This window comes from Streptomyces sp. NPDC034099 (assembly GCF_055575415.1).
The window spans coordinates 153,938-175,346 of sequence record NZ_JBVISR010000012.1 but is presented as its reverse complement, the minus strand read 5'-3'; the positions used below and the strand labels follow the sequence as shown (position 1 = coordinate 175,346).

The following is a 21,409-nucleotide window of genomic DNA, read 5'->3' as shown; positions in this document are numbered from 1 at the left end:
GATCCCATGCCGCACACCCCGTCCCGCCACCTCGCCGAGGGCCCGCGCGTGGGCATCCGGCACTTCACCTACGCGGACGGCGCCGAGTTCACCGAACGGGCCCGTCAGAGCAAGGACCTGCACCACCCGTGGCTCTTTCCGCCGGACAGCGTCCAGGCGTACGAGGCCTACGCGGGCCGGCTGATCGAGGACCGCACCAAGGCCGGGTTCCTGGTGTGCGAGAAGGACACGGACGCGGCCTCCGGAAGCGAGCCCGGCGGCTCCATCGCCGGGTTCGTGAACATCAACAACATCGTCGAGGGCGGCTTTCGCAGCGGCGCGCTCGGCTACGGCGTCTTCTCGCACGCGGCGGGCCGCGGGCTGATGCGCGAAGGGCTCGGCCTCGTGGTGCGCCACGCCTTCGGGCCGATGCGCCTGCACCGGCTGGAGATCAACGTCCAGCCGGGCAACGCCGCCTCGATCGCCCTGGCCCGCGCCTGCGGATTCCACCTGGAGGGCTTCTCGCCGAGGATGCTCTACATCGACGGCGCCTGGCGCGACCACCAGCGCTGGGCGATCACCGCCGAGACCGTCCGGTAGCCCCGCGCCCCAACGGTTCAAACGTGAGTCACGTCGCCCCGGTCCGGCCGACCGAGCCCCTGTTCACCGCGCCGGGGAGCGGCTTCCATGGGGAACCGTGACGACGATCCGACGCGAGGTACTGACCCTGCCCGCCGCGCCGCTGGGGCCGGACAACCCCCTGCCGCCGCTGCGCCCCCTGGACGAGGCCCACCGTATCGACGACCGGGACCGGGCGGGCCTGCCGCGCGACATGGCCCGCCAGGTCGACTACGAGCCACTGCGCAGCCTGCTGCCCGTCCAGGTCCGGGACGGCTACGACCGGGAGCGCGCACCGCGCGGGCTTGACGCGCTCGTCATCGAGAACGACCGGCTGCGGGCCACCGTCCTGCCCGGCCTGGGCGGACGCGTCGCCTCCCTCCGCCACAAGCCCACCGACCGCGAACTCCTCTACGTCAACCCCGTGCTCCAGCCGGCCAACTTCGCCCTCAACGGCGCCTGGTTCTCCGGCGGAATCGAATGGAACATCGGCGCCACCGGCCACACCACCCTGTCCTGCTCGCCCGTGCACGCCGCCCGGGTCCCCGCCCCCGACGGCGGCGAGATGCTGCGCCTGTGGGAGTGGGAGCGACTGCGCGACCTGCCCTTCCAGGTCGACCTGTGGCTGCCGGAAGGCTCGGACTTCCTCTACGTCGGCGCCCGCGTCCGCAACCCGCACGAGCGCCCGGTGCCCACCTACTGGTGGTCCAACATCGCCGTCCCCGAGGACCGCCGCGTCCTCGCCCCCGCCGACGAGGCCTGGCACTTCGGCTATGAACGACGCCTGCGCAGGGTGCCCGTCCCGGAGTACGACGGCGTCGACCGCACGTATCCGCTGAACAGCATTTACGCCGCCGACTACTTCTACGAGGTGCCGGACGACCGGCGCCGCTGGATCGCCGCGCTCGACGAGGACGGCCACGGTCTGGTGCAGACCTCGACCGACCTGCTGCGCGGCCGCAAGCTGTTCGTGTGGGGCACCGGACCCGGCGGACGCCGCTGGCAGGAGTGGCTCACCGAGCCCGGCACCGGCGGCTACTGCGAGATCCAGGCCGGACTCGTCCGCACCCAGCTGGAACACGTCAAGCTGGAGGCGGAGAGCGAGCTGTCCTGGCTGGAGGCGTACGGGCCGCTCGACGCCACGCCGGAGGGCGACTGGCACACCGTGCTGAGCCGGGCCGAGGACCGGCTGGAGGCCGCGCTGCCGAGGGCCGACGTCGACGCCGCGTACGACGCCTGGCGGCCCTACGCCGACACCGAGCCCGGCGAGCGCCTGGCCACCGGGTCCGGCTGGGGCGCGCTGGAAGTGCTGCGGGCCGGCTGGAAGCTGCCCGGCACGCCCTTCGACGAGGACACCCTCGGCGAGCAACAGCGGCCCTGGCTGCACCTGCTGCGCACCGGGTCCCTGCCCGAACCGGAACACCACGAGCCGCCCGGCGGGACGCTGGTCGCCCGGCCCTGGCGGGACATGCTGGAGACCACGGCCGCCACCCCCCTCGCCGAGTACCACCTCGGGGTCGCCCAGTGGCACGGCGACGACCGGGCGCAGGCGGTGCGCAGCTGGGAGCGCGGCCTCCAATCCGCCGCGGACCGATGGCCGTTGCTGCGCTGCCTCGCCGTCGCCGACCAGCAGGACGGCCACCGCGAGCGCGCCGCCGACCGGTACGCCGTGGCCTTCGACGACCTGTGCGCACGCCGGGCCGACGCGGCGGCGGAAGGGGACGCGGGGTGGGCGGCCGTCACCGCGGCGCTGGGGCGGGAGGCGATCGGGGCGCTGCTCGCGGTCGGGCGCACCGAGGACGCCCGGACCGTGTGGGAGCGGCTGGACCCCGGGACGCGGGCCCGCGGCCGGTTCCGGTTGACCGAGGGCGAGTTGCTGGCCGCGGAGGGCCGGCACGAGGAGGCGCGGGCCGTGTTCGACGAGGGCTTCGAGGTCGCCGACCTGAGGGAGGGCGCCGACAGCATCGGCCTGCTGTGGGCGAGGCTGGACGACGCACCGCTCCCGGCCCGCTACGACTTCCGGATGTGGCCGGACGGGGAGTGAGCCCCGCCCGGCCCCGGGTGACGGGCCGGGGCCCTACTGCTGCCGGTCCACGTACTCGTAGATCGCCCCGTCCGGATGCCGGGCGATCAGGTTGCGGCCCGCGGGCGTCGCGACCGGTCCGGCGATGATGTCGGCGCCCAGGGAACCGAGTACGCGACCGGTCTCCTCGACGTCCGACACGGCGATGGTCGCGGCCACCTTGCGCAACACCTCGAGCTGGGACTCGGGCCCGCTCATCAGCAGGAAGCAGCCGACGGCGGCGACCTGGACGCCGCCGCGTTCGAAGCGAAGGGCCTCGCCGCCGGCCAGGCCCTCGTAGAAGGGGATCGCCTTGTCCAGGTCGTCGACGTAGACGCGCAGTGTGGCTCCCAGAATGTCCATGAGGACGAGCCTAGTTGGAACCGCCGGACGCCCACTCCCCGTCCGGCTGTCCGGCCATGGAAGCCGGGCCCGGGGGTACCCGCAACACATGGACCGCATGGATCACTTGGAACACCTGGACAGGCAACTGGTCGACGAACTGGCGCAGGTGGCACGCGAGACCGTGCGCGACGAACTGCGTGAACAGACCCGCAGGCAGCGCCGCAAGGCCACGCTGTACGCCGCGTCCGGCACCGCCGCCCTGTACGCGGGCGCCGCCGTCGCACTCGCCGTGGGGCTGGCGCTGGCCCTCGTCCTCCCGGGCTGGGCCGCCGCGCTGATCACGGCCGCCCTCCTGGGCGTCGCGGCGTATCTGCTGCGGGGCGCGGCCCGGCCGCACCCGTCGCGGCCGGGCGGGGCAGCCGGCACCGGGCACGACCACGTTCCCGGAGGCGGCGCGCCCGCCGCGCCGCCGGGCGGACTCGGCGTGCCCTACCCGCCGATGCCACCCGTGGCGCCCGGCGGTGCGGGCGGCGCGACCGGCGCCCCGGGCGCGGGCACTCCCGCACCGGGCGGCACCGGACCCGCCGCACGGCGCCGGGACGACGTCGACCCCGAGAACAAGCGCGGGCGCGGCTGACCGGCCGCGCACAGGGGTACGCCCGCACGGACGGCATCCGTGCGGGCGTACCCCTGTGCGCCGCGGGTCAGGCGCTCTGCTGGAGCTGCGGCAGCACCTTGGTGCGGTAGAGGTCGAAGAAGCCGCGCAGGTCCGGGCCGATCTGGTTGACGTAGACCCGGTCGAAACCGGCGTCGGCGAACTGCTTCAGCTCCGCCACGTGCTCGTCCACGTCGTCGCCGCACACCCGGTTGTCGCGGACCATGTCCTCGGTGACCAGGGTCTGCGCCTGTTCGAAGTGCTTCGGCGAGGGCAGCACCTGGCTCAACTCGCCGGGCAGTTGTTCGTTGGCCCACAGCCGGTGCACGGTGCGCACCGCCGCGTCCTTGTCGGTGTCGTAGCAGACCTTGGTGCCCCCGCTGACCAGCTTCCCGCCGCCCCCGCCCTTGCGGTACTGCTCCACCATCGAGGCGTCCGGCATCATCGTGATGTAGCCGTCGCCGACCCGGGCCGCCAGCTTCGTCGCCGCCGGGCCGAAGCCCGAGATGTCGATCGGGACCGGCTCGTCGGGCACCGTGTACAGGCGGGCGTTCTCCACCGTGTAGTGGGTGCCGTGGTGATTGACCTCCTCACCGGTGAGCAGCCGCCGGATGATCAGGATGGCCTCCTCCAGCATCTCCAGGCGTACGTGCGCGGCCGGCCAGGCGTCGCCGAAGATGTGCTCGTTCAGCGCCTCGCCGGTGCCGACGCCGAGCCGGAAGCGGCCGTCTGTCATCACCGCGCTGGTCGCCGCGGCCTGCGCCACCACCGCCGGGTGGATGCGCACCGTCGGACAGGTCACCGCCGTCTCCACGGGCAGGGACACCGCGTCGGACAGCGCGCCGATCACCGACCACACGAACGGGCTCTGGCCCTGTTCGCCGTTCCAGGGGTGGTAGTGGTCCGAGATCCACAGCGCCTGGAAGCCGGCCTGTTCGGCCATGCGTGCCTGCTCGATCAGCTCCGCGGGACCGTACTGCTCGCACGAGAGGAAATAACCGTATTCGGGCATGGGGGGTTGCCTCCGGACAGGGAGCGGGTGGTTCCGGGGCCGGGTACCCGGGCGCGGGGCCGGAAACCGGCGGGCGGCGGCTTCCGCGCCGTCGTGCCGCGGCCCGCGCGCGGACGTTTGGGTGCCCCGGCCCAGGGGACGCGGAAGGCTCACGAGGTACGCGACAGCCCGGAGGCGAACCGTGAGCCGACCCCGCATCGTGATCGTCGGTGCCGGCTTCGCCGGGTACCGGACGGCCCGCACCCTGTCCCGGCTCACCCGGCACCAGGCCGACATCACCGTGCTCAACCCGACCGACTACTTCCTCTACCTGCCCCTGCTGCCCCAGGTCGCCGCCGGAATCCTGGAACCGCGCCGGGTCAGCGTGTCCCTGTCGGGCACGCTGCCGCACGTACGGCTGGTGCTCGGCGAGGCCGACGGCATCGACCTCGACGGGCACACCGTGCACTACACCGGCCCGGAGGGCGAGGAGGGCACCCTTCCCTTCGACCGGCTGGTGCTCGCCGAGGGCAGCGTCAACAAGCTGCTGCCCGTCCCCGGCGTCGCCGAACACGCCCACGGCTTCCGCGGGCTGCCGGAGGCGCTCTACCTGCGTGACCACGTGACCCGGCAGGTGGAGCTCGCCGCGGCGGCCGACGACCGGGCGGAGTGCGCCGCGCGGTGCACGTTCGTCGTGGTCGGCGCGGGATACACCGGCACCGAGGTCGCCGCGCACGGCGCGATGTACACCGACGCGCAGGTCCGCAGGCACCCGATGCGCACCGGCATGCGGCCCCGCTGGATGCTGCTCGACGTGGCGCCCCGGGTCATGCCCGAGATGGACGAACGGCTCTCCCGCACCGCCGAGCGGGTACTGCGGCAGCGGGGCGTCGACGTGCGGATGGGTACCTCCGTCAAGGAGGCCACGCACGACGGGGTCCTGCTGACCGACGGCACGAGCGTCGACACCCGCACGCTGGTGTGGTGCGTGGGCGTGCGGCCCGACCCGCTGGTGGAGTCCCTGGGGCTGCCCATGGAACGCGGCCGGCTGCTCGTCGACCCCCACCTCCAGGTGCCGGGGCGGCCCGAGCTGTTCGCCTGCGGTGACGTGGCCGCGGTGCCCGACCTGAACCAGCCGGGCCAGTACACGCCGATGACCGCACAGCACGCCTGGCGGCACGGCAAGGTCTGCGCCCAGAACGTCGCCGCCTCGCTCGGCATCGGCAAGCGGCGGGCCTACCGCCACCGTGACCTGGGGTTCGTCGTGGACCTCGGCGGCGTCAAGGCCGCCGCCAATCCGCTCGGCCTGCCAATGTCCGGCCCGGCGGCGGGTGCGGTCACCCGCGGCTACCACCTCGCGGCGATGCCGGGCAACCGCGTGCGGGTCGCCGCCGACTGGCTGCTCGACGCGGTGCTGCCCCGCCAGGCCGTACAGCTGGGTCTCGTACGGTCCTGGTCCGTGCCGCTGGAGTCGTCGTCGCCCGAGGTAGCGCGGGTACCGGGGCGTCCGGAGCGGACCGGGAAGGACACCGGTCCCACGGGGAACCGCCCCCACGGCGACGAGGCGAGGAGCCAGCCCGGCGGCGAGCCCGCCAAGGAGCAGCCGGGCGGTGAACCAGCGAAGGATCAGCCCGGCGGCGAGCCCGCGAAGAATCAGCCGGGCGGCGAGCCCGCGAAGGGCCAGCCGCACGGCGAACCGGCGAAGCGGAGTCAGTCCGGGTCACCCCGTGCGTCCGGCAAGCCGCGCCGTGCGGGCGAGGCCGCCGGACCGCGGCGCGCCCGGGGAGGCTCGGGCAAGGGCTCGGGCAAGGCACCCCGCGGCACCGGGGCAGGCTCCGCCGCGAAACGCCCCACCGCCCCGTCCGGACCGAGCCGGTCCGCGGGCCCGCCCACCGACCCCGGTCCCGAACCCCCGGCGAACCAGCCGCCCCCCGGACCCGACATCGCCCCCGGCCCCGTCAAGCGCACCGACGGCCGTGCCGCGGAAGGAGACTCATGAACACCGGTGAACTCGTCGACCTCGGACAGCAGTTGCGCGTCGACAGCGTACGGGCGTCCGCCGCCGCGGGCTCCGGGCACCCGACGTCGTCGATGTCCGCCGCGGACCTGATGGCCGTACTCCTGGCCAACCACCTCCGCTACGACTTCGAACGCCCCGCCCACCCCGGCAACGACCGCTTCGTGCTCTCCAAGGGGCACGCCTCGCCCCTGCTCTACTCCGCCTTCAAGGCGGCCGGCGCCATCGACGACGAGGAACTGCTCACCTTCCGCAAGCTGGGCAGCCGTCTGGAGGGGCACCCCACTCCGCAGCGGCTGCCGTGGGTCGAGACGGCCACCGGCTCGCTCGGCCAGGGGCTGCCCGTGGGCGTCGGCATCGCGCTGTCCGGCAAGCGGCTCGACCACACCGACTACCGCGTGTGGGTGCTGTGCGGCGACAGCGAGCTGGCCGAGGGGTCGATCTGGGAGGCCGCCGAGCACGCCGGACACGAACACCTCGACAACCTCACCGTGATCGTCGACGTCAACCGGCTCGGCCAGCGCGGTCCCACCCGGCACGGCCACGACCTCGACGCGTACGCGCGCCGTTTCCGGGCCTTCGAGTGGCACACCGTCGAGATCGACGGCCACGACGTCGACGCCATCGACCGCGCCTACGGCGAGGCGCTGTCCACCAAGGGCCAGCCCACCGCGATCATCGCCCGCACCCTCAAGGGCAAGGGCGTGCGGGCGGTGGAGGACCGCGAGGGACAGCACGGCAAGCCGCTGCCCGAGGCCGAGGAGGCCGTCGCCGAACTCGGCGGCCCCCGCGACATCCACGTGCGGGTGCACGCGCCCGAGGACGCCCGGGCCCTGCACTCGACCGGCACCGGACAGACCGAGCTGCCCCGCTACGACCAGGGCGACGAGATCGCCACCCGCAACGCCTTCGGCGAGGCGCTCGCCGCGGTCGGCACCGCGCGCGGAGACGTCGTCGCCCTCGACGGCGAGGTCGGCGACTCCACCCGGGCCGAGTTCTTCGCCAAGGAGCACCCCGAGCGCTACTTCGAGTGCTACATCGCCGAGCAGCAGATGGTCGCCGCCGCGGTGGGGATGGCGGCGCGCGGCTGGGTGCCGTTCGCCACCACCTTCGCGGCCTTCCTGACCCGCGCCTACGACTTCGTGCGGATGGCCGCGGTCAGCGGCTCCGGCATCAACCTCGTCGGCTCCCACGCGGGCGTCGCCATCGGCCAGGACGGGCCCAGCCAGATGGGCCTGGAGGACCTCGCGATGATGCGGGCCGTCCACGGCTCGACCGTGCTGTACCCGTGCGACGCCAACCAGGCCGCGCGCCTGGTCGCCGAGATGGCCGGCCTGGAGGGCATCCGCTACCTGCGCACCTCGCGCGGCGAGAGCAAGGTGATCTACGGACCCGACGAGGAGTTCCCCGTCGGCGGCAGCAAGGTGCTGCGCTCCTCCGACGCCGACCGGCTCACCGTCGTCGCGGCCGGCGTCACCCTGCACGAGGCGCTCGCCGCGGCAGACGCCCTCGCCGCGGACGGCATCCCGGTCCGGGTGATCGACCTGTACTCGGTCAAGCCCGTCGACCGGGCCACCCTGCGCGCGGCCGCCGAGGAGACCGGCTGCCTGGTGACCGTGGAGGACCACCGCCCGGAGGGCGGCATCGGCGACGCCGTGCTGGACGCGTTCACGGACGGACGGCCCGTGCCCCGGCTGGTGCGCCTCGCGGTCACGACGATGCCGGGCTCCGCGAGCCCGGCGGAGGAACTGCACGCGGCGGGGATCGACGCCGCGTCCATCGAGGCGACCGCACGGATGCTGGTGGAGCAGGCGATCGTTCCGTGAGCGGGAGCGGTGACGGCACCCGGACCGTGCGGGCCGGACGGCACACGGTGGAGGTGCACCGGCCGGGCAAGGTGCTGTTCCCGGCCGGTGACGGGGGCGCCGAGGAGTACACCAAGGGCGATCTCGTCGACTACCACCGTGCCGTCGCCCCGTTCATGCTGCCGCACCTGCGGGGCCGCCCGCTGATGCTGGAACGGCACCCGGACGGGGTCGACGGACCGCGCTTCATGCAGAAGAACACCCCGGAGCACTACCCGGAGTGGATCGACCGCGTCGAGGTCGGCAAGGAGGGCGGTACCGTCCGCCACACCGTCTGCGACGACTCCGCCACCCTCGTCTACCTCGCCGACCAGGCCGCGCTCACCCTGCACCGCTGGCTGTCCCGGGCCGGACGGGTCGACCGGCCGGACCGCATGGTCTTCGACCTCGACCCGGCCGGCGACGACTTCGAGGCGGTGCGGACGGCGGCCCGGCTGCTGGGCGGGCTGCTCGACGAGCTGAAGCTGCCCTCGGCACCGATGACCACCGGATCCCGCGGGCTGCACGTCGTCGTCCCCCTGGACGGCCGCCAGGACTTCGACGACGTACGGGAGTTCGCGCGGGCCGTCGCCGACGTCCTGGCCGCGGCCCACCCCGACCGGCTCACCACCGCAGCCCGCAAGAAGGACCGCGGCGACCGGCTCTACCTGGACATCCAGCGCAACGCCTACGCCCAGACCGCGGTCGCCCCCTTCACCGTGCGCGCCCGCCCCGGCGCCCCCGTGGCCACGCCCATCTCCTGGGACCAAGTGGACGACCCCGCCCTGCACGCCCGCCGCTGGACCATCGCGGACGCCGTCGAGCAGGCCCGCACCCGGCCCTGGGCCGGGCTCACGGACCGCCCCAGGGCCCTGGGCCCCGCCCGGCGGCGCCTGAACGCCTTGCACGGCTGAGCGGACTCCGCAACTCGACGAGGTTTGGCGAACACACATGCGGCCACACGGAGGGGGAGGTGGCCATGTCGAACACGAAAAACACATCCGACTCGCAAGACTCACAACAGAGTTCACAAAAGACACATACATCACAGAAGTCGCATTCGTCACAGGAGTCGCACCGTCCCAAGCCGATGGAGGTGCTGCGCGAGGCGCGCGCCCAGCTCGCGGAGCTGACCGGTATGACCGCCGAGTCCGTCTCGTCCTTCGAGCAGACGGACGAGGGATGGGCACTGGAGGTCGAGGTCATGGAACTGGAGCGGGTGCCCGACACCATGAGCCTGATGGCGAGCTACCAGGTGGAACTGGACGCCGAGGGACAGCTCACGGGCTACCGGCGCGTACGGCGCTACGAGCGCGGTCGGGCCGACTCCCGCGGCAGCCGCTAGAGCGGCGCCGGGCGCACTCCCGCACCCGCGAACACCACCCACATCACCGACACGATGGAGGAACAGCAGGTATGACTGTCGTACCGGCACAACAGACCGGCGGCGGAGGCGGCAGCAGCGGCCTCTACGACGTGCTCGAGCTTGTTCTGGACAGGGGGCTCGTCATCGACGCATTCGTGCGCGTCTCCCTGGTCGGCATCGAGATTCTGAAGATCGACGTCCGTGTCGTCGTCGCCAGCGTGGACACCTATCTGCGCTTCGCCGAGGCATGCAACCGCCTCGACCTGGAGGCCGGGCCGCGCAAGGACCCGGGGCTGCCCGACCTGGTCGGCGAGATGACCGAGTCCGGCGCCCGCGGCAAGTCCAAGGGGGCGCTGTCCGGCGCCGCCGAGACCATCTCCGACGCGTTCAAGCAGGCCCGCGACGAGAGCGGATCCGAGCGTGAGACGTCGTCGCGTCCGCGCGCCCGCAAGGCCGCGCCCTCGCGCCGGAAGGAGGAGCAGGAGTGAGTACGTACGTCTACGGCATCACCGCCGCCACGCATCCCTCGCTCCCGGAGGGCACGGGCGGAGTCGGCGACCCGCCGCGCGAGGTGCGGATCCTCAAGGAGGGCGAGCTGGCGGCCGTCGTCAGTGACGCGCCCGAGGGGCTGCGCCCCAAGCGCAGGGAACTGCTCGCCCACCAGAACGTGCTGAGCGAGATCGGCGCGGAGGGGTGCGTGCTGCCCATGCGGTTCGGCAGCGTCGCCCCCGACGACGCCGCGGTCACCGGGGTCCTCGCCGAGCGCGCCGAACACTACGCGGAACGCCTGGGAGCGCTGGACGGCCGGGTCGAGTACAACATCAAGGCCAACCACGTCGAAGAGGCCGTACTGCACCACGTGATGGCCGACAACCCCGAGATCCGCGCCCTCGCCGAGTCCAACAGGCAGGCGGGCGGCGGGACCTACGAGGCGAAGATCCAGCTCGGCGAGATGGTCGCGGCCGCGGTCAAGGACAAGGAGGCCGAGGACGCCACCGCGCTGGAGCGCGCCCTGGAGCCCGCCGCCGACGCCGTGAGCGTGGGCCCCGAGTCCACCGGCTGGCTGGCGAACGTCTCGTTCCTGGTGAAGCGGGAGGCGGCCGACGAGTTCCTGGCCGCCGTCGAGCGGGCCCGCGGCCGGATGCCGCACCTGGAGGTCCGCGTGAACGGCCCGCTGCCGCCGTACAGCTTCGTCGAGCCCGGCCCGGCCGAGCCCGCGGGCACGGCGGCGGGCGGTGCGGACACCGGAGCGGGGTGACGGCATGGGACTGATCTCGGAGGTCCTGCTGCTGCCGTTCGCCCCGGTGCGCGGCAGCGCCTGGGCCATCAGACAGGTGCTCGACGAGGCCGAGCGGATCTACTACGACCCCGCCACGGTACGGGCCGAACTTGCCCGACTGGAAGAGCAGTTGGAGGCCGGCGAGATCACCGAGGAGGAGTTCGACCGACAGGAGGACGAGCTTCTGGACCGGCTGGAGACCGCTACGCGCACGAGCGCGGGATTGGGCAACGGGACGGCACCATGAATCGAGTGGGACTGGGCCTCGCGATAGGGGCCGGATACCTGCTGGGACGCACGAAGAAACTGAAACTGGCGGTCGCCGTGGGCACCATGGTGGCCGGCAAGAAGATGAACCTGACCCCTAAGGGGATCGCCGAACTGGTCTCCGGACAGCTGCAGAACAACCCGCAGTTCAAGGAGATCGGTGACCAGCTGCGCACCGACCTGCGCGGCGTCGGCAAGGCGGCCTCGGGCGCCATGGTCGAGCGGCAGATCGACGCGCTCGCCGACCGGCTGCACGGCCGCACCGCCGAGGTGCGCGACCAGCTCTCCGGCGTGGCGTCCCGGGCCCCCGGCGTCGGATCCGACGACTCCCGCGACTCCGAGGACTCGGAGGACTCGGAGTACGAGGAGGCCGAGGAACCGGAGGAGGCCGAGGAGCGCGAGGAGCCCGACGCGCGCGAGGACGCCGAAGAGCACGAGGACGCCGAGGAGCCGGCCGAGCGGCGCGCGCCCCGGCGCGAGCGGCCCGCGAAGAAGGCGTCATCCGAGGCGCGCAAGACGGCCGGAAAGGCGCCCGTGAAGAAGGCCGCCGCCAAGGCTCCCGCGAAGAAGGCGGCGGCGAAGCGCGCCCAGCCCGCCAAGAAGGCGGCCGGAAAGAAGACGGCCGGGGCCAGAAGCGCCGCCCGCGGCGCGGGTGCCCGGCAGTCGAAGGGCGGTGGTGAGCGATGAGCGACACCCTGGGGTCCGCGGCCTCCTCGGCGGGCAAGGCCGCCAAGAAGAACCCGCTGGCCGACGTGGCGCAGAGCGAGGCGGCCGACCGGCTCAAGGCCGAGGTGCAGGACTACCTCGCCGCCCAGGCCACCCGGCTGCTGACCGGCGTCGGCACCAAACTCGGCCAGACCACCGGCAAGCTCAACGACATCGCCGAGGGCAACAGCCCGGGATTCGCCAAGCTCGCCCTCGACGGCGGACGCAAGCTCGCCGAGGGCAAGGGCCCGATGCGGGCCGCCTTCGAGGTCGGCGCGGGCAAGGTGAAGGACAACGTGGTCGGCGCCGTCAAGAACCTCACGGGCGGCAAGGGCCGCAAGAAGGGCGGCGGGGGCCAGAAGCCGACGGTCATCATCGAGTACGTCGACGTCGGCGTACCGCTGCGCACCGCCTACGACCAGTGGACCCAGTACCAGGACTTCAGCACCTTCGCCAAGGGCGTCAAGAGCGCCAACCGCGCCGACGACACGTCCTCGGACTGGCAGCTGAAGGTCCTCTGGTCCAACCGCAGCTGGAAGGCGAAGACCACCGAGCAGGTGCCCGACGACCGGATCTCGTGGACGTCGGAGGGCGCCAAGGGCTCGACCAAGGGCGTCGTCAGCTTCCACCGGCTCGCCGACAACCTGACCCGCGTGGTCCTGGTCATCGAGTACTACCCGAAGGGCCTGTTCGAGAAGACCGGCAACATCTGGCGCGCCCAGGGCCGCCGGGCCCGGCTCGACCTCAAGAACTACGTCCGCCACATCACCTTCAAGGGCGAGGCCGACGACGGCTGGCGCGGCGAGATCCGCGACGGCGAGGTCGTTCGCAGCCACGAGGACGCGGTGGCGGAGGAGGAAGAGGAGCAGCAGCAGGACCGGCAGGACGACCAGGACCGGGACCAGGAGCCCGAGGGCGCCTACGAGGGCGAGTACGAGGAGGAGCCGGAGGGCGAGGCCGAGGAGGAGTACGAGGAGGAGCCCGAAGGCGAACCCGAGGAGGAGTACGAGGAGGAAGCGGAGGGCGAGTACGAGGAGCCCGAGGAGGAGAAGGAAGCGGGGGAGGACGAGTACGCGTCCCGTGAGGAGTACGAGGACGCCGAGGGCGGGAGCCGTCGATGACCACCCCCAGCCGGCTGCCCGATCCCTACGGCCAGGGACAGAGCGCCAACCTCGCCGACATCCTGGAACGGGTGCTCGACAAGGGAGTCGTGATCGCGGGCGACATCAAGATCAACCTGCTCGACATCGAGCTGCTGACCATCAAGCTGCGGCTCGTCGTCGCCTCCGTCGACAAGGCCAAGGAAATGGGCATCGACTGGTGGGAGAGCGACCCCGCACTGTCCTCGCGCGCCCGGCACGACGAACTCACCCGGGAGAACGCCGCGCTCCGCGAACGCCTGCGTGAGCTGGACCCGGGCCGCGTACCGAAGGAGGCGCCGTGACCGGACTGCGCTACGTCTACGCCGTCTGCCGCCCCTTCGACGCGGCCCTCCAGGCCCAGCTCACGGGGGTGGCGGGCGACCCGCCCAGGCTGCTGCCGCACGGCGACCTGGTCGCCGTCGTCAGCCATGTGCCCGAGGCCGACTTCAGCGAGGAGGCGCTGCGCGCCCGCCTGGAGGACCTGGACTGGCTGACCGCCACCGCCCGCGCCCACCAGCAGGTGGTCGACGCCCTCACCGCCGTCACCACCCCGCTGCCGCTCCGGCTGGCCACCGTCTTCCGCGACGACAGCGGTGTACGTGTGATGCTTCAGGAGCGCGAGGAGGCCTTCCGGCGCACGCTCGACCGGCTGGACGGCCGGGTGGAGTGGGGCGTGAAGGTGTACGTCGAGGGGGAGCGGGCGGACCCCGAGCGGCCCAAGGCGTCGGCGGCGCCCGCGCCCAAGCCCGCCTCGGGCCGCGACTACCTGCGGCAGCGGCGCCGGCAGACCCGGGCGAACGACGACCTGTGGAGCAGGGCCGAGGAGTTCGCCACGGGGCTGCACGCGAGGCTGTGCGACCGGGCCGACGACGCACGGCTGCACGCGCCCCAGAACCCCCGCCTCTCCGGCGCCGCCGGACGGAACGTTCTCAACGCCGCCTATCTGGTGGCCCGCGACGCATCGGAGGAATTCGTCGAAACGGTGGACCGTACAAAGGACGACGCCCCCGGAATTCGCGTGGAACTCACCGGACCCTGGGCGGCCTATTCCTTCGCCGGAGAGACAGAGGGGGAGGGATCGTGACCGTCGTGGAGCGACGTGAGATCGCCCTGGTGGACCTGCTCGACCGGCTGCTGGCCGGCGGCGTCGTCATCACCGGCGACGTCACGCTGCGCATCGCGGACGTCGACCTGGTCCGCATCGACCTGAACGCGCTGATCAGCTCGGTCAACCGCAACGTTCCCTCACCGTTCGGGGACTGACGTGAGCGCACTTCCCGAACCCGGCAAGCGCCGCCTCGACCTCGAACCCGACACCGTCGAGCGCGACCTGATCAAGCTGGTCCTGACCGTCGTCGAACTGCTGCGCCAGCTCATGGAGCGCCAGGCGCTGCGCCGCGTCGACGAGGGCGACCTCAGCGAGGACCAGGAGGAGCGGATCGGACTCACCCTGATGCTCCTCGACGACCGCATGACCGAACTGCGGGACCGCTACGGACTGCGGCCCGAGGACCTGAACCTGGACCTCGGGCCGCTGGGACCGCTGCTGCCCCGGGAGTGAGCACTCCCGGGGCAGCAGCCTCACCACCTCTTGTTCACCACCGGTACCAGCGGCCCCTGCCGCCGCCGGCCGTCGTCCCGCGGGCCAGGAAACCGATCAGCCACAGGACCAGAACCGCCAGAGCGATCCACCAGAGCACCTTCACCGCGAATCCGACGCCGAAAAGGACGATCGCGAGAAGCAGTACGAGCAGAAGCGGAACCATAATGTTGAACCTCCTGTCGTACTGGTTTCCTCGATTTCACCGGACAGGCGTCGGTCACACATCCTTTCGGCACAGAATTTCCCCGTGCAGGACGCTGAACCAGCTTTCCGGGTGCTTTCCCCAGTCCCGCCAGGCCGCCGAGACGGCGCGCAGCCGCTCGGGCGTCGCATGGCCGCCGCCGGTGGCGCGGTCCCCGTACGCCGACTCCACGGTGCGGTCCGCCCACAGGCCGCTCCACCACTCCCGCTCCTCGGGCGTGCTGAAGGTCCACGTGGCCGAGGTCGTCGTGATGTCGGTGAACCCCGCCTCGAGCGCCCAGTCCTTCAGCCGGCGTCCGGCGTCCGGCTCGCCCCCGTTGGCGCGGGCCACCCGGCGGTACAGGTCCAGCCAGTCGTCCATGCCCGGGGAGGCGGGGTACCAGGTCATGGCGCCGTAGTCGGAATCGCGGACGGCGATGATCCCGTTCGGCCTGGCGACCCGTTTCATCTCGCGCAGTGCCTGCACGGGGTCACCCACGTGCTGGAGCACCTGATGGGCGTGGACCACGCAGAAGGTGTCGTCCGGGTAGTCCAGCGCGTGCACGTCGGCGACCGCGAAGTCGGTGTTGCCGAGCCCGCGTGCGGCGGCCGTGGCCCGGGCCCGCTCCACGATCTCCGACGCCCGGTCCACGCCGGTGACGTGGCCGTCCGGAACCAGTTCCGCCAGGTCGGCGGTGATGGTGCCCGGCCCGCAGCCGATGTCCAGGACCCGCATGTGGGGCCGCAGGGAGTCGAGCAGATAGGCGGCGGAGTTCTCGGCGGTGCGCCAGGTGTGCGAGCGCAGCACGGACTCGTGGTGCCCGTGCGTGTAGACGGCGGTCTCATGCGGCTTCGGCATGGTGGATCCCCTCTCCCGGCTGTGCGGTCACGGTACGCTCGCCAGCCGAATGCTGAGATCCCTGTTTCAGTATGTGGTCTGATGGGCCATCAGGAAGTCGCCCGGGTGAGCAGCCCGCCACCGGGCAGCGGCCGGTAGACCGTGAGCGCCTCGGGCAGCTTCTCCAGCGTCAGGTCGCCCTCCGTCTCGGTCAGTTCACCGTCGAACGCCATCAGCGTGCCGGGCGCGACGCCCGACAGACGCAGCCGGGGCACCTGCACCGCCGCGTGCGCGGGCGAGCGGGTCAGCGGTCCCGCGAGGGCCGCGGACAGCAGCCGCAGGGCAGGCCGGCGCCCCCCGTGCACCACCCGCACGTCCAACTGCCCGTCCGCCAGGTCGAGCCGGCGCCCCGAGGCGAGCCCCCGGCGGTGGTACGTGCCGTTGCCCGCGAACAGCATCCACAGCGGGCGCCTGCGGCCGCGCACCTCGGCCTCCAGCGGATGCCGGTCGGCGCGCAGCACCCGCACCGCCGCGAGCACCCCGGCCGGCCAGCCCCCGATCCGGGGCGACCAGCGCTCCCGCTCGTTCACCAGCTCCGGGTACACGCCGAGGCTGAAGGTGTTCAGGAAGACACCGCGCCGCCCGCCCGAGGCGAACCGGCCCACGTCCACCCGCACCCCCTCGCCCCGCTCCAGCGCCCCGCACAGGTCCCGTACGTCCTCCACGCCCAGGTCGTAGGCGAAGTGGTTGAGCGTGCCGCCGGGCAGCACCGCGAGGGGCAGCCCGTGGCGGAGCGCGGTCTCGGCCGCCGCGTTCACGGTGCCGTCGCCGCCGCACACGCCGAGCACCCGGGCGTGACCGGCCGCCTTCTCCAGCTCCGCCCGGACGTCCCCCGGCTCGCACTCCACCACCTCCGCGTCGGGCAGCGCGTCGCACAGCGCCCGCACCCGGTCCGAGGTGCCCGAGCCGATGTTGGCGATCATCACCAGTCCCTCGCCGCCCGGCAGCGCGGGCACCTCGGCACGCGGCCGGGCCGGCGGGGTGTGCTGGGCGCGGGTCGGCACCATGCCCCGCACGGCGAACGCGGCCCCCACCCCGAGGGCGGCACCGGCCAGCACATCGCTCGGGAAGTGGACGCCGGTGTAGACCCGGGACAGGGCGACCGCGGCGGCCACCGGGGCCACCGCCGCGCCCCACGCCGGGGACTCCAGCGCCACACCGGTCGCGAAGGCGGCGGCCGAGGCCGCGTGTCCCGACGGGAAGGACGTCGTGATCGGCTGCCGCTTCAGCTGCCGGACCAGCGGCACCGGGTCCAGCACCGGGCGGGGGCGGCGCACCGTGCGCTTGCCGAGGGTGTTGATCGTCAGCGAGGCCAGGCCCAGCGAGGCGATCCCCCGGGCGGCCGCGCGACGCGCCCTCGGCGTGCGCGACGCGGCCAGGGCGGCGGCCGCGGCGAACCACAGCACCCCGTGGTTGGCACTGCGGCTCAACCGGGGCAGCAGGGGGTCGGCGCCGGGCCAGGTGCGGGCGGCGACGGCCTCGAACACCCGCTGGTCCAGCCGCAGGAAACCGTCGCGGAGGTGGTGCGGGCCGGGCATCGGGACGGTGAGGTCTACGTCGGGGCTCATGGGTCCCGCCTACCCTGCGGACGGCGTTTCCTGCCGGTGCCCCGCCGGTGGTACCGGTCACCCGCCGCGGACGCCGGCACGGAGGACGAAAAGGGTTTGCCCGGGGCACGGCCCGAGCCGGAGAATCCGGTCCCATGGGTCACCTCGAAGCCGCGCACCTGGAGTACCACCTCCCCGACGGGAGGACGCTCCTCGGCGACGTCTCCTTCCGGGTGGGGGAGGGGGCCGTCGTGGCCCTCGTCGGACCCAACGGCGCGGGCAAGACCACCCTGCTGCGCCTCCTCGCCGGCGAGCTGAAGCCGCACGGCGGCTCCGTCACCGTCACCGGCGGCCTCGGCGTCATGCGCCAGTTCGTCGGCTCCGTACGCGACGAGACGACCGTGCGCGACCTGCTGGTGTCCGTGGCGCAGACCAGGATCCGCGAGGCCGCCCGCGCCGTCGACGCCGCCGAGCACGCGATCATGACGGTGGACGACGAGGCCGCCCAGCTGACCTACGCGCAGGCGCTCTCCGACTGGGCCGAGGTGCGCGGATACGAGGCCGAGACCCTGTGGGACATCTGCACCACCGCCGCGCTCGGCATGCCGTACGACAAGGCCCAGTGGCGGCAGGTGCGCACCCTGTCCGGGGGTGAACAGAAGCGCCTCGTCCTGGAGGCGCTGCTGCGCGGCACCGACGAGGTGCTGCTGCTCGACGAGCCGGACAACTACCTCGACGTGCCCGGCAAGCGCTGGCTGGAGGAGCGGCTCGCCGAGACCCGCAAGACCGTGCTGTTCGTCTCCCACGACCGGGAGCTGCTCGCCCGCACCGCACAGAAGATCGTCTCCGTCGAGCCCGGCCCCGCGGGCGCCGACGCCTGGGTGCACGGCGGCGGCTTCGACACCTTCCACGAGGCCCGCCGGGAACGCTTCGCCCGCTTCGAGGAACTGCGCCGCCGCTGGGACGAGAAGCACGCACAGCTGAAGAAACTCGTTCTGACGCTGCGTCAGGCGGCCGCGGTCAGCCACGAGCTGGCGTCCCGCTACGCCGCCGCCCAGACCCGCCTGCGCAAGTTCGAGGAGGCCGGGCCGCCGCCGGAGCCGCCGCGCGAGCAGGACATCAGGATGCGCCTGAAGGGCGGCCGCACCGGCGTCCGCGCCGTCACCTGCGAGCAGCTGGAACTCACCGGCCTGATGAAACCCTTCGACCTGGAGGTCTTCTACGGCGAACGGGTCGCCGTCCTCGGCTCCAACGGCTCCGGCAAGTCGCACTTCCTGCGGCTGCTGGCCGGCGACGACGTGACGCACACCGGGCACTGGAAGCTCGGGGCGCGTGTGGTGCCGGGGCACTTCGCGCAGACCCACGCCCACCCCGAGCTGCTGGGCCGCACCCTCCTGGACATCCTGTGGACCGAGCACGCCCAGGACCGGGGCGCCGCCATGTCCCGGCTGCGCCGCTACGAGCTGACCCAGCAGGCCGAGCAGGCCTTCGACCGGCTCTCCGGCGGCCAGCAGGCCCGCTTCCAGATCCTGCTGCTCGAACTCCAGGGCGTCACCGCCCTGCTCCTCGACGAGCCCACCGACAACCTCGACCTGGAATCGGCCGAAGCCCTCCAGGAGGGCCTGGAGGGCTTCGAGGGCACGGTCCTCGCGGTCACCCACGACCGCTGGTTCGCCCGCTCCTTCGACCGGTACCTGGTCTTCGGCAGCGACGGGCGGGTGCGCGAGACACCGGAGCCGGTCTGGGACGAACGGCGGGTGGAACGGGCGCGCTGACGTCCTGATGTCCCGCTGACGTCCCGGCGTCCCGGCGCCCTGGCGTCCTGGGAGGTCACCTCCAGCGCAGCAGCGCCCCCAGGCCGCCCACCGGCGCCTTCTGAGCGGTCTCCGGCGGCAGCACCGGCGTCACCGAGATCGCCGGGGCGCCGGTCATCACCGCCGAACGCAGCAGGGCGTCGTCCGCCCGGGCCGACCAGGAGTTCTGCTCGCCGAGCGTCTTCAGCTCGGTGCGGCGCACCGCCACCTGGTCGGCGTCCTCGCCGATCCACACCTCGCGGTGCGTGTCGGGGGCGTCCGGGATGACCAGCAGCTCGTCGATGCGGTGCTCCCGGGCGGCCTCCACCAGCGCGGGCACACCCTCCGCCGCGCCGGACCGGCCCTCGCCGTCCGGTGACCGGGCGGCCAGGAACCGGTCGAGGTCCTCCCGGGCGCGCGCACGGACGTGGTCCTCGCGCAGCCGTTCCACCTCGCCGTCCAGCAGCCTGCTGCCGGCGCCGTGCGAGGCCTCGGCGACGCGCTCCCGGAGACGCGAGGGCAGCCGGTCGTGCACCGAGCGCCGCTCCCGGTCGTCGCCCACCAGGATCAGCAGGTCGGCGCCCGTCTCCTCCTGGCACACGGCGAGCGCGTCCGCGATCTCCGCCGCGTTGTGCTCCCAGGTGTTCTCCACCCGGAGCTGGAAGTGGCGCTCCGACCAGTCCGCGCTGCTCGTGCGGTGCACCGGCCACTGCCGCCCGGTCACGCCGCCGACGTCGGAGCTGCCCAGCGCGCTGCGCAGCTCGAAGTCGGCGCCCTTGCGGTCGATGTACGCCACCACGCACACCGGGTCCTCGCCGGCCAGGTCGAGCAGCGGCGTGACGTGCGGCAGCGGGGCCCAGTCGGCGGTGGTCCCGCCGTACGGGGCCCGGGCCAGCGGCGGATCGAGGACCACCTGTCCGGCGCACGCGAACAGGGCCCGCCCGTGCGGATCGGTGGCGTGCCGCAGCTCGTCCACCGCCTCCCGCACCGCCCGGCAGGTGGCGTCGTCCGCGCCCTGCTCCGCCAGCTCCCTGGCCACCGCGGCGGCCGTCAGCTCACGCTCGTGGGCGGTGTCCTCCGCGTTCCGCGAGAGGTCGAGGTAGACGGAGGCCCAGGGTCCCTGGTGTTCGTAGAGGGGGTGCAGAAACGCGAGATCCATGTGGCTGCCCTCCCGGGTGCCGCTCGGGGGTGGTAGTGCTCCGGGGCGGGTACCCGGGTCGCATGAACGAACACGACACGCGGGACGAGACCGCGACCGGGGTGGACCCGGGCCGCCTGGACGACCAGCAGCTGATGAGAGAACTGGAGACCATCCACCGCACGCGCCACGACACCCTGCTCTACGGGTCGAACGACGCGCTGCGGGCCCACAACGACCGCATGGCCCGGCTGGAGGGCGAGTGGCTGCGCCGCAACCCCCGGCGTTCGGTGGCCGCGGGCCGCACCCGCGAGGGTGCCCGGGAACGCGGCTGCGGCCAGGCCGCCGCCCCCAATGGCTGAGCGCGGTGGCTGAACACGGCGGCGGGCCACCCGCGATCCCTCGCCGGTGGCCCGTCCGCCCGGTGCCTCAGCCGGCCGCCTTGGCGAACTCCGCCAGGTAGGTCTCGCAGAACGCCTTCAGGTCGTCCGGCTTGCGGCTGGTGATCAGGGTGTTGTCGCCCGCGTCGCAGACCTTGACCTGTTCGTCGACCCAGGTGGCGCCCGCGTTGCGCAGATCGGTCCGGAGGCTGGGCCACGAGGTCAGGGTGCGGCCGCGCACGACGTCCGCCTCGACGAGTGTCCACGGCGCGTGGCAGATGGCGGCCACCGGCCGGCCCTGCGTGAAGAAGTCCTTGACGAAGGCCACGGCCTTCTCGTCGGTCCGCAGGAAGTCCGGGTTGGCCACCCCGCCGGGCAGGACCAGGCCGCCGAAGGAGTCGGCGGACGTGTCGCCCAGCACCTCGTCGACCGGGAACGTGTCCGCCTTGTCGAGGTGGTTGAAGCCCTGGATCTCCCCGGACTGCGTGGAGACGAGCACGGGCTCGTGTCCCGCGTCCTTCGCCGCCTGCCACGGCTCGGTCAGTTCCACCTGCTCCACGCCCTCGGGCGCGGTCAGAAATGCGATGCGCATAAAGTTCG

General features: G+C 73.0%; 25 protein-coding genes. 18 read left to right on the top strand and 7 right to left on the bottom strand.

What is annotated here, in order from left to right; translation table 11 throughout:
• The first annotated feature begins 6 nt into the window (after nt 1-6).
• Both ACZ56V_RS30515 and ACZ56V_RS30510 read left to right on the top strand, forming a co-directional pair.
• Nucleotides 7-579, top strand: a complete 573-nt coding sequence (locus tag ACZ56V_RS30515) for a GNAT family N-acetyltransferase (protein WP_468946743.1) — start codon at nt 7-9, stop codon at nt 577-579.
• Nucleotides 580-676: 97 nt separating this feature from the next.
• Nucleotides 677-2,641 (top strand): DUF5107 domain-containing protein, encoded by a 1,965-nt coding sequence (locus tag ACZ56V_RS30510; protein WP_468946740.1) that lies wholly within the window; start codon nt 677-679, stop codon nt 2,639-2,641.
• Between the two features lie 33 nt (nt 2,642-2,674).
• On the opposite strand, the gene ACZ56V_RS30505 is transcribed toward ACZ56V_RS30510, so the two are convergent.
• Nucleotides 2,675-3,022 carry a VOC family protein gene (locus ACZ56V_RS30505; RefSeq protein ID WP_104631973.1) on the bottom strand — a complete coding sequence of 116 codons (348 nt, stop codon included), beginning with the start codon at nt 3,020-3,022 and terminating at the stop codon, nt 2,675-2,677.
• Between the two features lie 88 nt (nt 3,023-3,110).
• Between ACZ56V_RS30505 and ACZ56V_RS30500 the strand changes: the two genes are divergently transcribed.
• On the top strand, nt 3,111-3,641 hold the full coding sequence (locus ACZ56V_RS30500; RefSeq protein ID WP_467382761.1) for a phage holin family protein: 531 nt from the start codon (nt 3,111-3,113) through the stop codon (nt 3,639-3,641).
• Nucleotides 3,642-3,708: 67 nt separating this feature from the next.
• On the opposite strand, the gene ACZ56V_RS30495 is transcribed toward ACZ56V_RS30500, so the two are convergent.
• Nucleotides 3,709-4,671, bottom strand: coding sequence for an LLM class F420-dependent oxidoreductase (locus ACZ56V_RS30495; protein WP_398915902.1), 963 nt, complete (start codon nt 4,669-4,671; stop codon nt 3,709-3,711).
• Between the two features lie 181 nt (nt 4,672-4,852).
• Between ACZ56V_RS30495 and ACZ56V_RS30490 the strand changes: the two genes are divergently transcribed.
• The 13 genes from ACZ56V_RS30490 (at nt 4,853) to ACZ56V_RS30430 (ending at nt 14,831) form a co-directional block, all read left to right on the top strand.
• Nucleotides 4,853-6,649 carry an NAD(P)/FAD-dependent oxidoreductase gene (locus ACZ56V_RS30490; protein ID WP_468946735.1) on the top strand — a complete coding sequence of 599 codons (1,797 nt, stop codon included), beginning with the start codon at nt 4,853-4,855 and terminating at the stop codon, nt 6,647-6,649.
• Entirely contained in the window at nt 6,646-8,493 is a 1,848-nt protein-coding gene (locus ACZ56V_RS30485; RefSeq protein WP_398915905.1) for a transketolase, read from the top strand. Before ACZ56V_RS30490 ends, ACZ56V_RS30485 begins: the two co-directional genes overlap by 4 nt.
• A 26-nt stretch (nt 8,494-8,519) precedes the next feature.
• A complete protein-coding gene (ligD, locus tag ACZ56V_RS30480) occupies nt 8,520-9,425 on the top strand; it encodes a non-homologous end-joining DNA ligase (RefSeq protein ID WP_398916096.1) in 906 nt (301 codons plus the stop codon).
• A gap of 65 nt (nt 9,426-9,490) precedes the next feature.
• Nucleotides 9,491-9,856, top strand: a complete 366-nt coding sequence (locus ACZ56V_RS30475; RefSeq protein ID WP_398915906.1) for a gas vesicle protein — start codon at nt 9,491-9,493, stop codon at nt 9,854-9,856.
• A 71-nt stretch (nt 9,857-9,927) separates the two neighbouring features.
• A complete protein-coding gene (locus tag ACZ56V_RS30470; RefSeq protein ID WP_104636171.1) occupies nt 9,928-10,365 on the top strand; it encodes a gas vesicle structural protein GvpA in 438 nt (145 codons plus the stop codon).
• A complete protein-coding gene (locus tag ACZ56V_RS30465; RefSeq protein WP_398915909.1) occupies nt 10,362-11,135 on the top strand; it encodes a GvpL/GvpF family gas vesicle protein in 774 nt (257 codons plus the stop codon). Before ACZ56V_RS30470 ends, ACZ56V_RS30465 begins: the two co-directional genes overlap by 4 nt.
• A 4-nt stretch (nt 11,136-11,139) precedes the next feature.
• Nucleotides 11,140-11,403 carry a gas vesicle protein GvpG gene (locus tag ACZ56V_RS30460; RefSeq protein WP_104636169.1) on the top strand — a complete coding sequence of 88 codons (264 nt, stop codon included), beginning with the start codon at nt 11,140-11,142 and terminating at the stop codon, nt 11,401-11,403.
• Nucleotides 11,400-12,110, top strand: coding sequence for a DNA primase (locus ACZ56V_RS30455; RefSeq protein WP_467382767.1), 711 nt, complete (start codon nt 11,400-11,402; stop codon nt 12,108-12,110). Before ACZ56V_RS30460 ends, ACZ56V_RS30455 begins: the two co-directional genes overlap by 4 nt.
• Nucleotides 12,107-13,249, top strand: coding sequence for an SRPBCC family protein (locus ACZ56V_RS30450; RefSeq protein WP_468946729.1), 1,143 nt, complete (start codon nt 12,107-12,109; stop codon nt 13,247-13,249). Before ACZ56V_RS30455 ends, ACZ56V_RS30450 begins: the two co-directional genes overlap by 4 nt.
• Nucleotides 13,246-13,572 carry a gas vesicle protein gene (locus ACZ56V_RS30445; RefSeq protein ID WP_104636166.1) on the top strand — a complete coding sequence of 109 codons (327 nt, stop codon included), beginning with the start codon at nt 13,246-13,248 and terminating at the stop codon, nt 13,570-13,572. Before ACZ56V_RS30450 ends, ACZ56V_RS30445 begins: the two co-directional genes overlap by 4 nt.
• The gene (locus tag ACZ56V_RS30440) at nt 13,569-14,354 is read left to right on the top strand and encodes a GvpL/GvpF family gas vesicle protein (RefSeq protein ID WP_398915913.1); all 786 of its coding nucleotides are present in this window, start codon (nt 13,569-13,571) and stop codon (nt 14,352-14,354) included. Before ACZ56V_RS30445 ends, ACZ56V_RS30440 begins: the two co-directional genes overlap by 4 nt.
• Nucleotides 14,351-14,533 (top strand): gas vesicle protein, encoded by a 183-nt coding sequence (locus ACZ56V_RS30435; protein WP_003972471.1) that lies wholly within the window; start codon nt 14,351-14,353, stop codon nt 14,531-14,533. The genes ACZ56V_RS30440 and ACZ56V_RS30435 overlap by 4 nt, the downstream gene beginning before the upstream one ends.
• Before the next feature lies 1 nt (nt 14,534).
• Nucleotides 14,535-14,831, top strand: a complete 297-nt coding sequence (locus ACZ56V_RS30430; protein WP_468946723.1) for a gas vesicle protein K — start codon at nt 14,535-14,537, stop codon at nt 14,829-14,831.
• 34 nt (nt 14,832-14,865) lie between these two features.
• On the opposite strand, the gene ACZ56V_RS30425 is transcribed toward ACZ56V_RS30430, so the two are convergent.
• The 3 genes from ACZ56V_RS30425 to ACZ56V_RS30415 form a co-directional block, all read right to left on the bottom strand.
• Entirely contained in the window at nt 14,866-15,036 is a 171-nt protein-coding gene (locus ACZ56V_RS30425) for a hydrophobic protein (RefSeq protein WP_030178442.1), read from the bottom strand.
• Nucleotides 15,037-15,090: 54 nt separating this feature from the next.
• Nucleotides 15,091-15,912 (bottom strand): methyltransferase domain-containing protein, encoded by an 822-nt coding sequence (locus ACZ56V_RS30420; RefSeq protein ID WP_468946721.1) that lies wholly within the window; start codon nt 15,910-15,912, stop codon nt 15,091-15,093.
• A gap of 89 nt (nt 15,913-16,001) precedes the next feature.
• Nucleotides 16,002-17,519 carry a phosphatase PAP2 family protein gene (locus ACZ56V_RS30415; protein ID WP_467382773.1) on the bottom strand — a complete coding sequence of 506 codons (1,518 nt, stop codon included), beginning with the start codon at nt 17,517-17,519 and terminating at the stop codon, nt 16,002-16,004.
• A 134-nt stretch (nt 17,520-17,653) separates the two neighbouring features.
• Here ACZ56V_RS30415 and ACZ56V_RS30410 point away from each other — a divergent pair, with 134 nt between their 5' ends.
• A complete protein-coding gene (locus ACZ56V_RS30410; RefSeq protein ID WP_468946719.1) occupies nt 17,654-19,273 on the top strand; it encodes an ABC-F family ATP-binding cassette domain-containing protein in 1,620 nt (539 codons plus the stop codon).
• Between the two features lie 55 nt (nt 19,274-19,328).
• On the opposite strand, the gene ACZ56V_RS30405 is transcribed toward ACZ56V_RS30410, so the two are convergent.
• On the bottom strand, nt 19,329-20,450 hold the full coding sequence (locus tag ACZ56V_RS30405; RefSeq protein WP_468946717.1) for a baeRF2 domain-containing protein: 1,122 nt from the start codon (nt 20,448-20,450) through the stop codon (nt 19,329-19,331).
• A 62-nt stretch (nt 20,451-20,512) separates the two neighbouring features.
• Between ACZ56V_RS30405 and ACZ56V_RS30400 the strand changes: the two genes are divergently transcribed.
• A complete protein-coding gene (locus ACZ56V_RS30400; RefSeq protein ID WP_468946715.1) occupies nt 20,513-20,791 on the top strand; it encodes a DUF6158 family protein in 279 nt (92 codons plus the stop codon).
• A gap of 67 nt (nt 20,792-20,858) precedes the next feature.
• Here the strand turns inward: ACZ56V_RS30400 and ACZ56V_RS30395 are convergent, their stop codons facing one another.
• Nucleotides 20,859-21,401 carry a type 1 glutamine amidotransferase domain-containing protein gene (locus ACZ56V_RS30395; RefSeq protein WP_468946713.1) on the bottom strand — a complete coding sequence of 181 codons (543 nt, stop codon included), beginning with the start codon at nt 21,399-21,401 and terminating at the stop codon, nt 20,859-20,861.
• Between the last annotated feature and the right edge of the window lie 8 nt (nt 21,402-21,409).

Coding starts and splice junctions, on each gene's coding strand:
- ACZ56V_RS30515 (WP_468946743.1), top strand. CDS start 7: ATGCCGCACACCCCGTCCCGCCACCTCGCCGAGGGCCCGCGCGTGGGC.
- ACZ56V_RS30505 (WP_104631973.1), bottom strand. CDS start 3,022: ATGGACATTCTGGGAGCCACACTGCGCGTCTACGTCGACGACCTGGAC.
- ACZ56V_RS30500 (WP_467382761.1), top strand. CDS start 3,111: ATGGACCGCATGGATCACTTGGAACACCTGGACAGGCAACTGGTCGAC.
- ACZ56V_RS30495 (WP_398915902.1), bottom strand. CDS start 4,671: ATGCCCGAATACGGTTATTTCCTCTCGTGCGAGCAGTACGGTCCCGCG.
- ACZ56V_RS30485 (WP_398915905.1), top strand. CDS start 6,646: ATGAACACCGGTGAACTCGTCGACCTCGGACAGCAGTTGCGCGTCGAC.
- ACZ56V_RS30475 (WP_398915906.1), top strand. CDS start 9,491: ATGTCGAACACGAAAAACACATCCGACTCGCAAGACTCACAACAGAGT.
- ACZ56V_RS30470 (WP_104636171.1), top strand. CDS start 9,928: ATGACTGTCGTACCGGCACAACAGACCGGCGGCGGAGGCGGCAGCAGC.
- ACZ56V_RS30460 (WP_104636169.1), top strand. CDS start 11,140: ATGGGACTGATCTCGGAGGTCCTGCTGCTGCCGTTCGCCCCGGTGCGC.
- ACZ56V_RS30455 (WP_467382767.1), top strand. CDS start 11,400: ATGAATCGAGTGGGACTGGGCCTCGCGATAGGGGCCGGATACCTGCTG.
- ACZ56V_RS30450 (WP_468946729.1), top strand. CDS start 12,107: ATGAGCGACACCCTGGGGTCCGCGGCCTCCTCGGCGGGCAAGGCCGCC.
- ACZ56V_RS30445 (WP_104636166.1), top strand. CDS start 13,246: ATGACCACCCCCAGCCGGCTGCCCGATCCCTACGGCCAGGGACAGAGC.
- ACZ56V_RS30425 (WP_030178442.1), bottom strand. CDS start 15,036: ATGGTTCCGCTTCTGCTCGTACTGCTTCTCGCGATCGTCCTTTTCGGC.
- ACZ56V_RS30420 (WP_468946721.1), bottom strand. CDS start 15,912: ATGCCGAAGCCGCATGAGACCGCCGTCTACACGCACGGGCACCACGAG.
- ACZ56V_RS30415 (WP_467382773.1), bottom strand. CDS start 17,519: ATGAGCCCCGACGTAGACCTCACCGTCCCGATGCCCGGCCCGCACCAC.
- ACZ56V_RS30410 (WP_468946719.1), top strand. CDS start 17,654: ATGGGTCACCTCGAAGCCGCGCACCTGGAGTACCACCTCCCCGACGGG.
- ACZ56V_RS30405 (WP_468946717.1), bottom strand. CDS start 20,450: ATGGATCTCGCGTTTCTGCACCCCCTCTACGAACACCAGGGACCCTGG.
- ACZ56V_RS30400 (WP_468946715.1), top strand. CDS start 20,513: ATGAACGAACACGACACGCGGGACGAGACCGCGACCGGGGTGGACCCG.
- ACZ56V_RS30395 (WP_468946713.1), bottom strand. CDS start 21,401: ATGCGCATCGCATTTCTGACCGCGCCCGAGGGCGTGGAGCAGGTGGAA.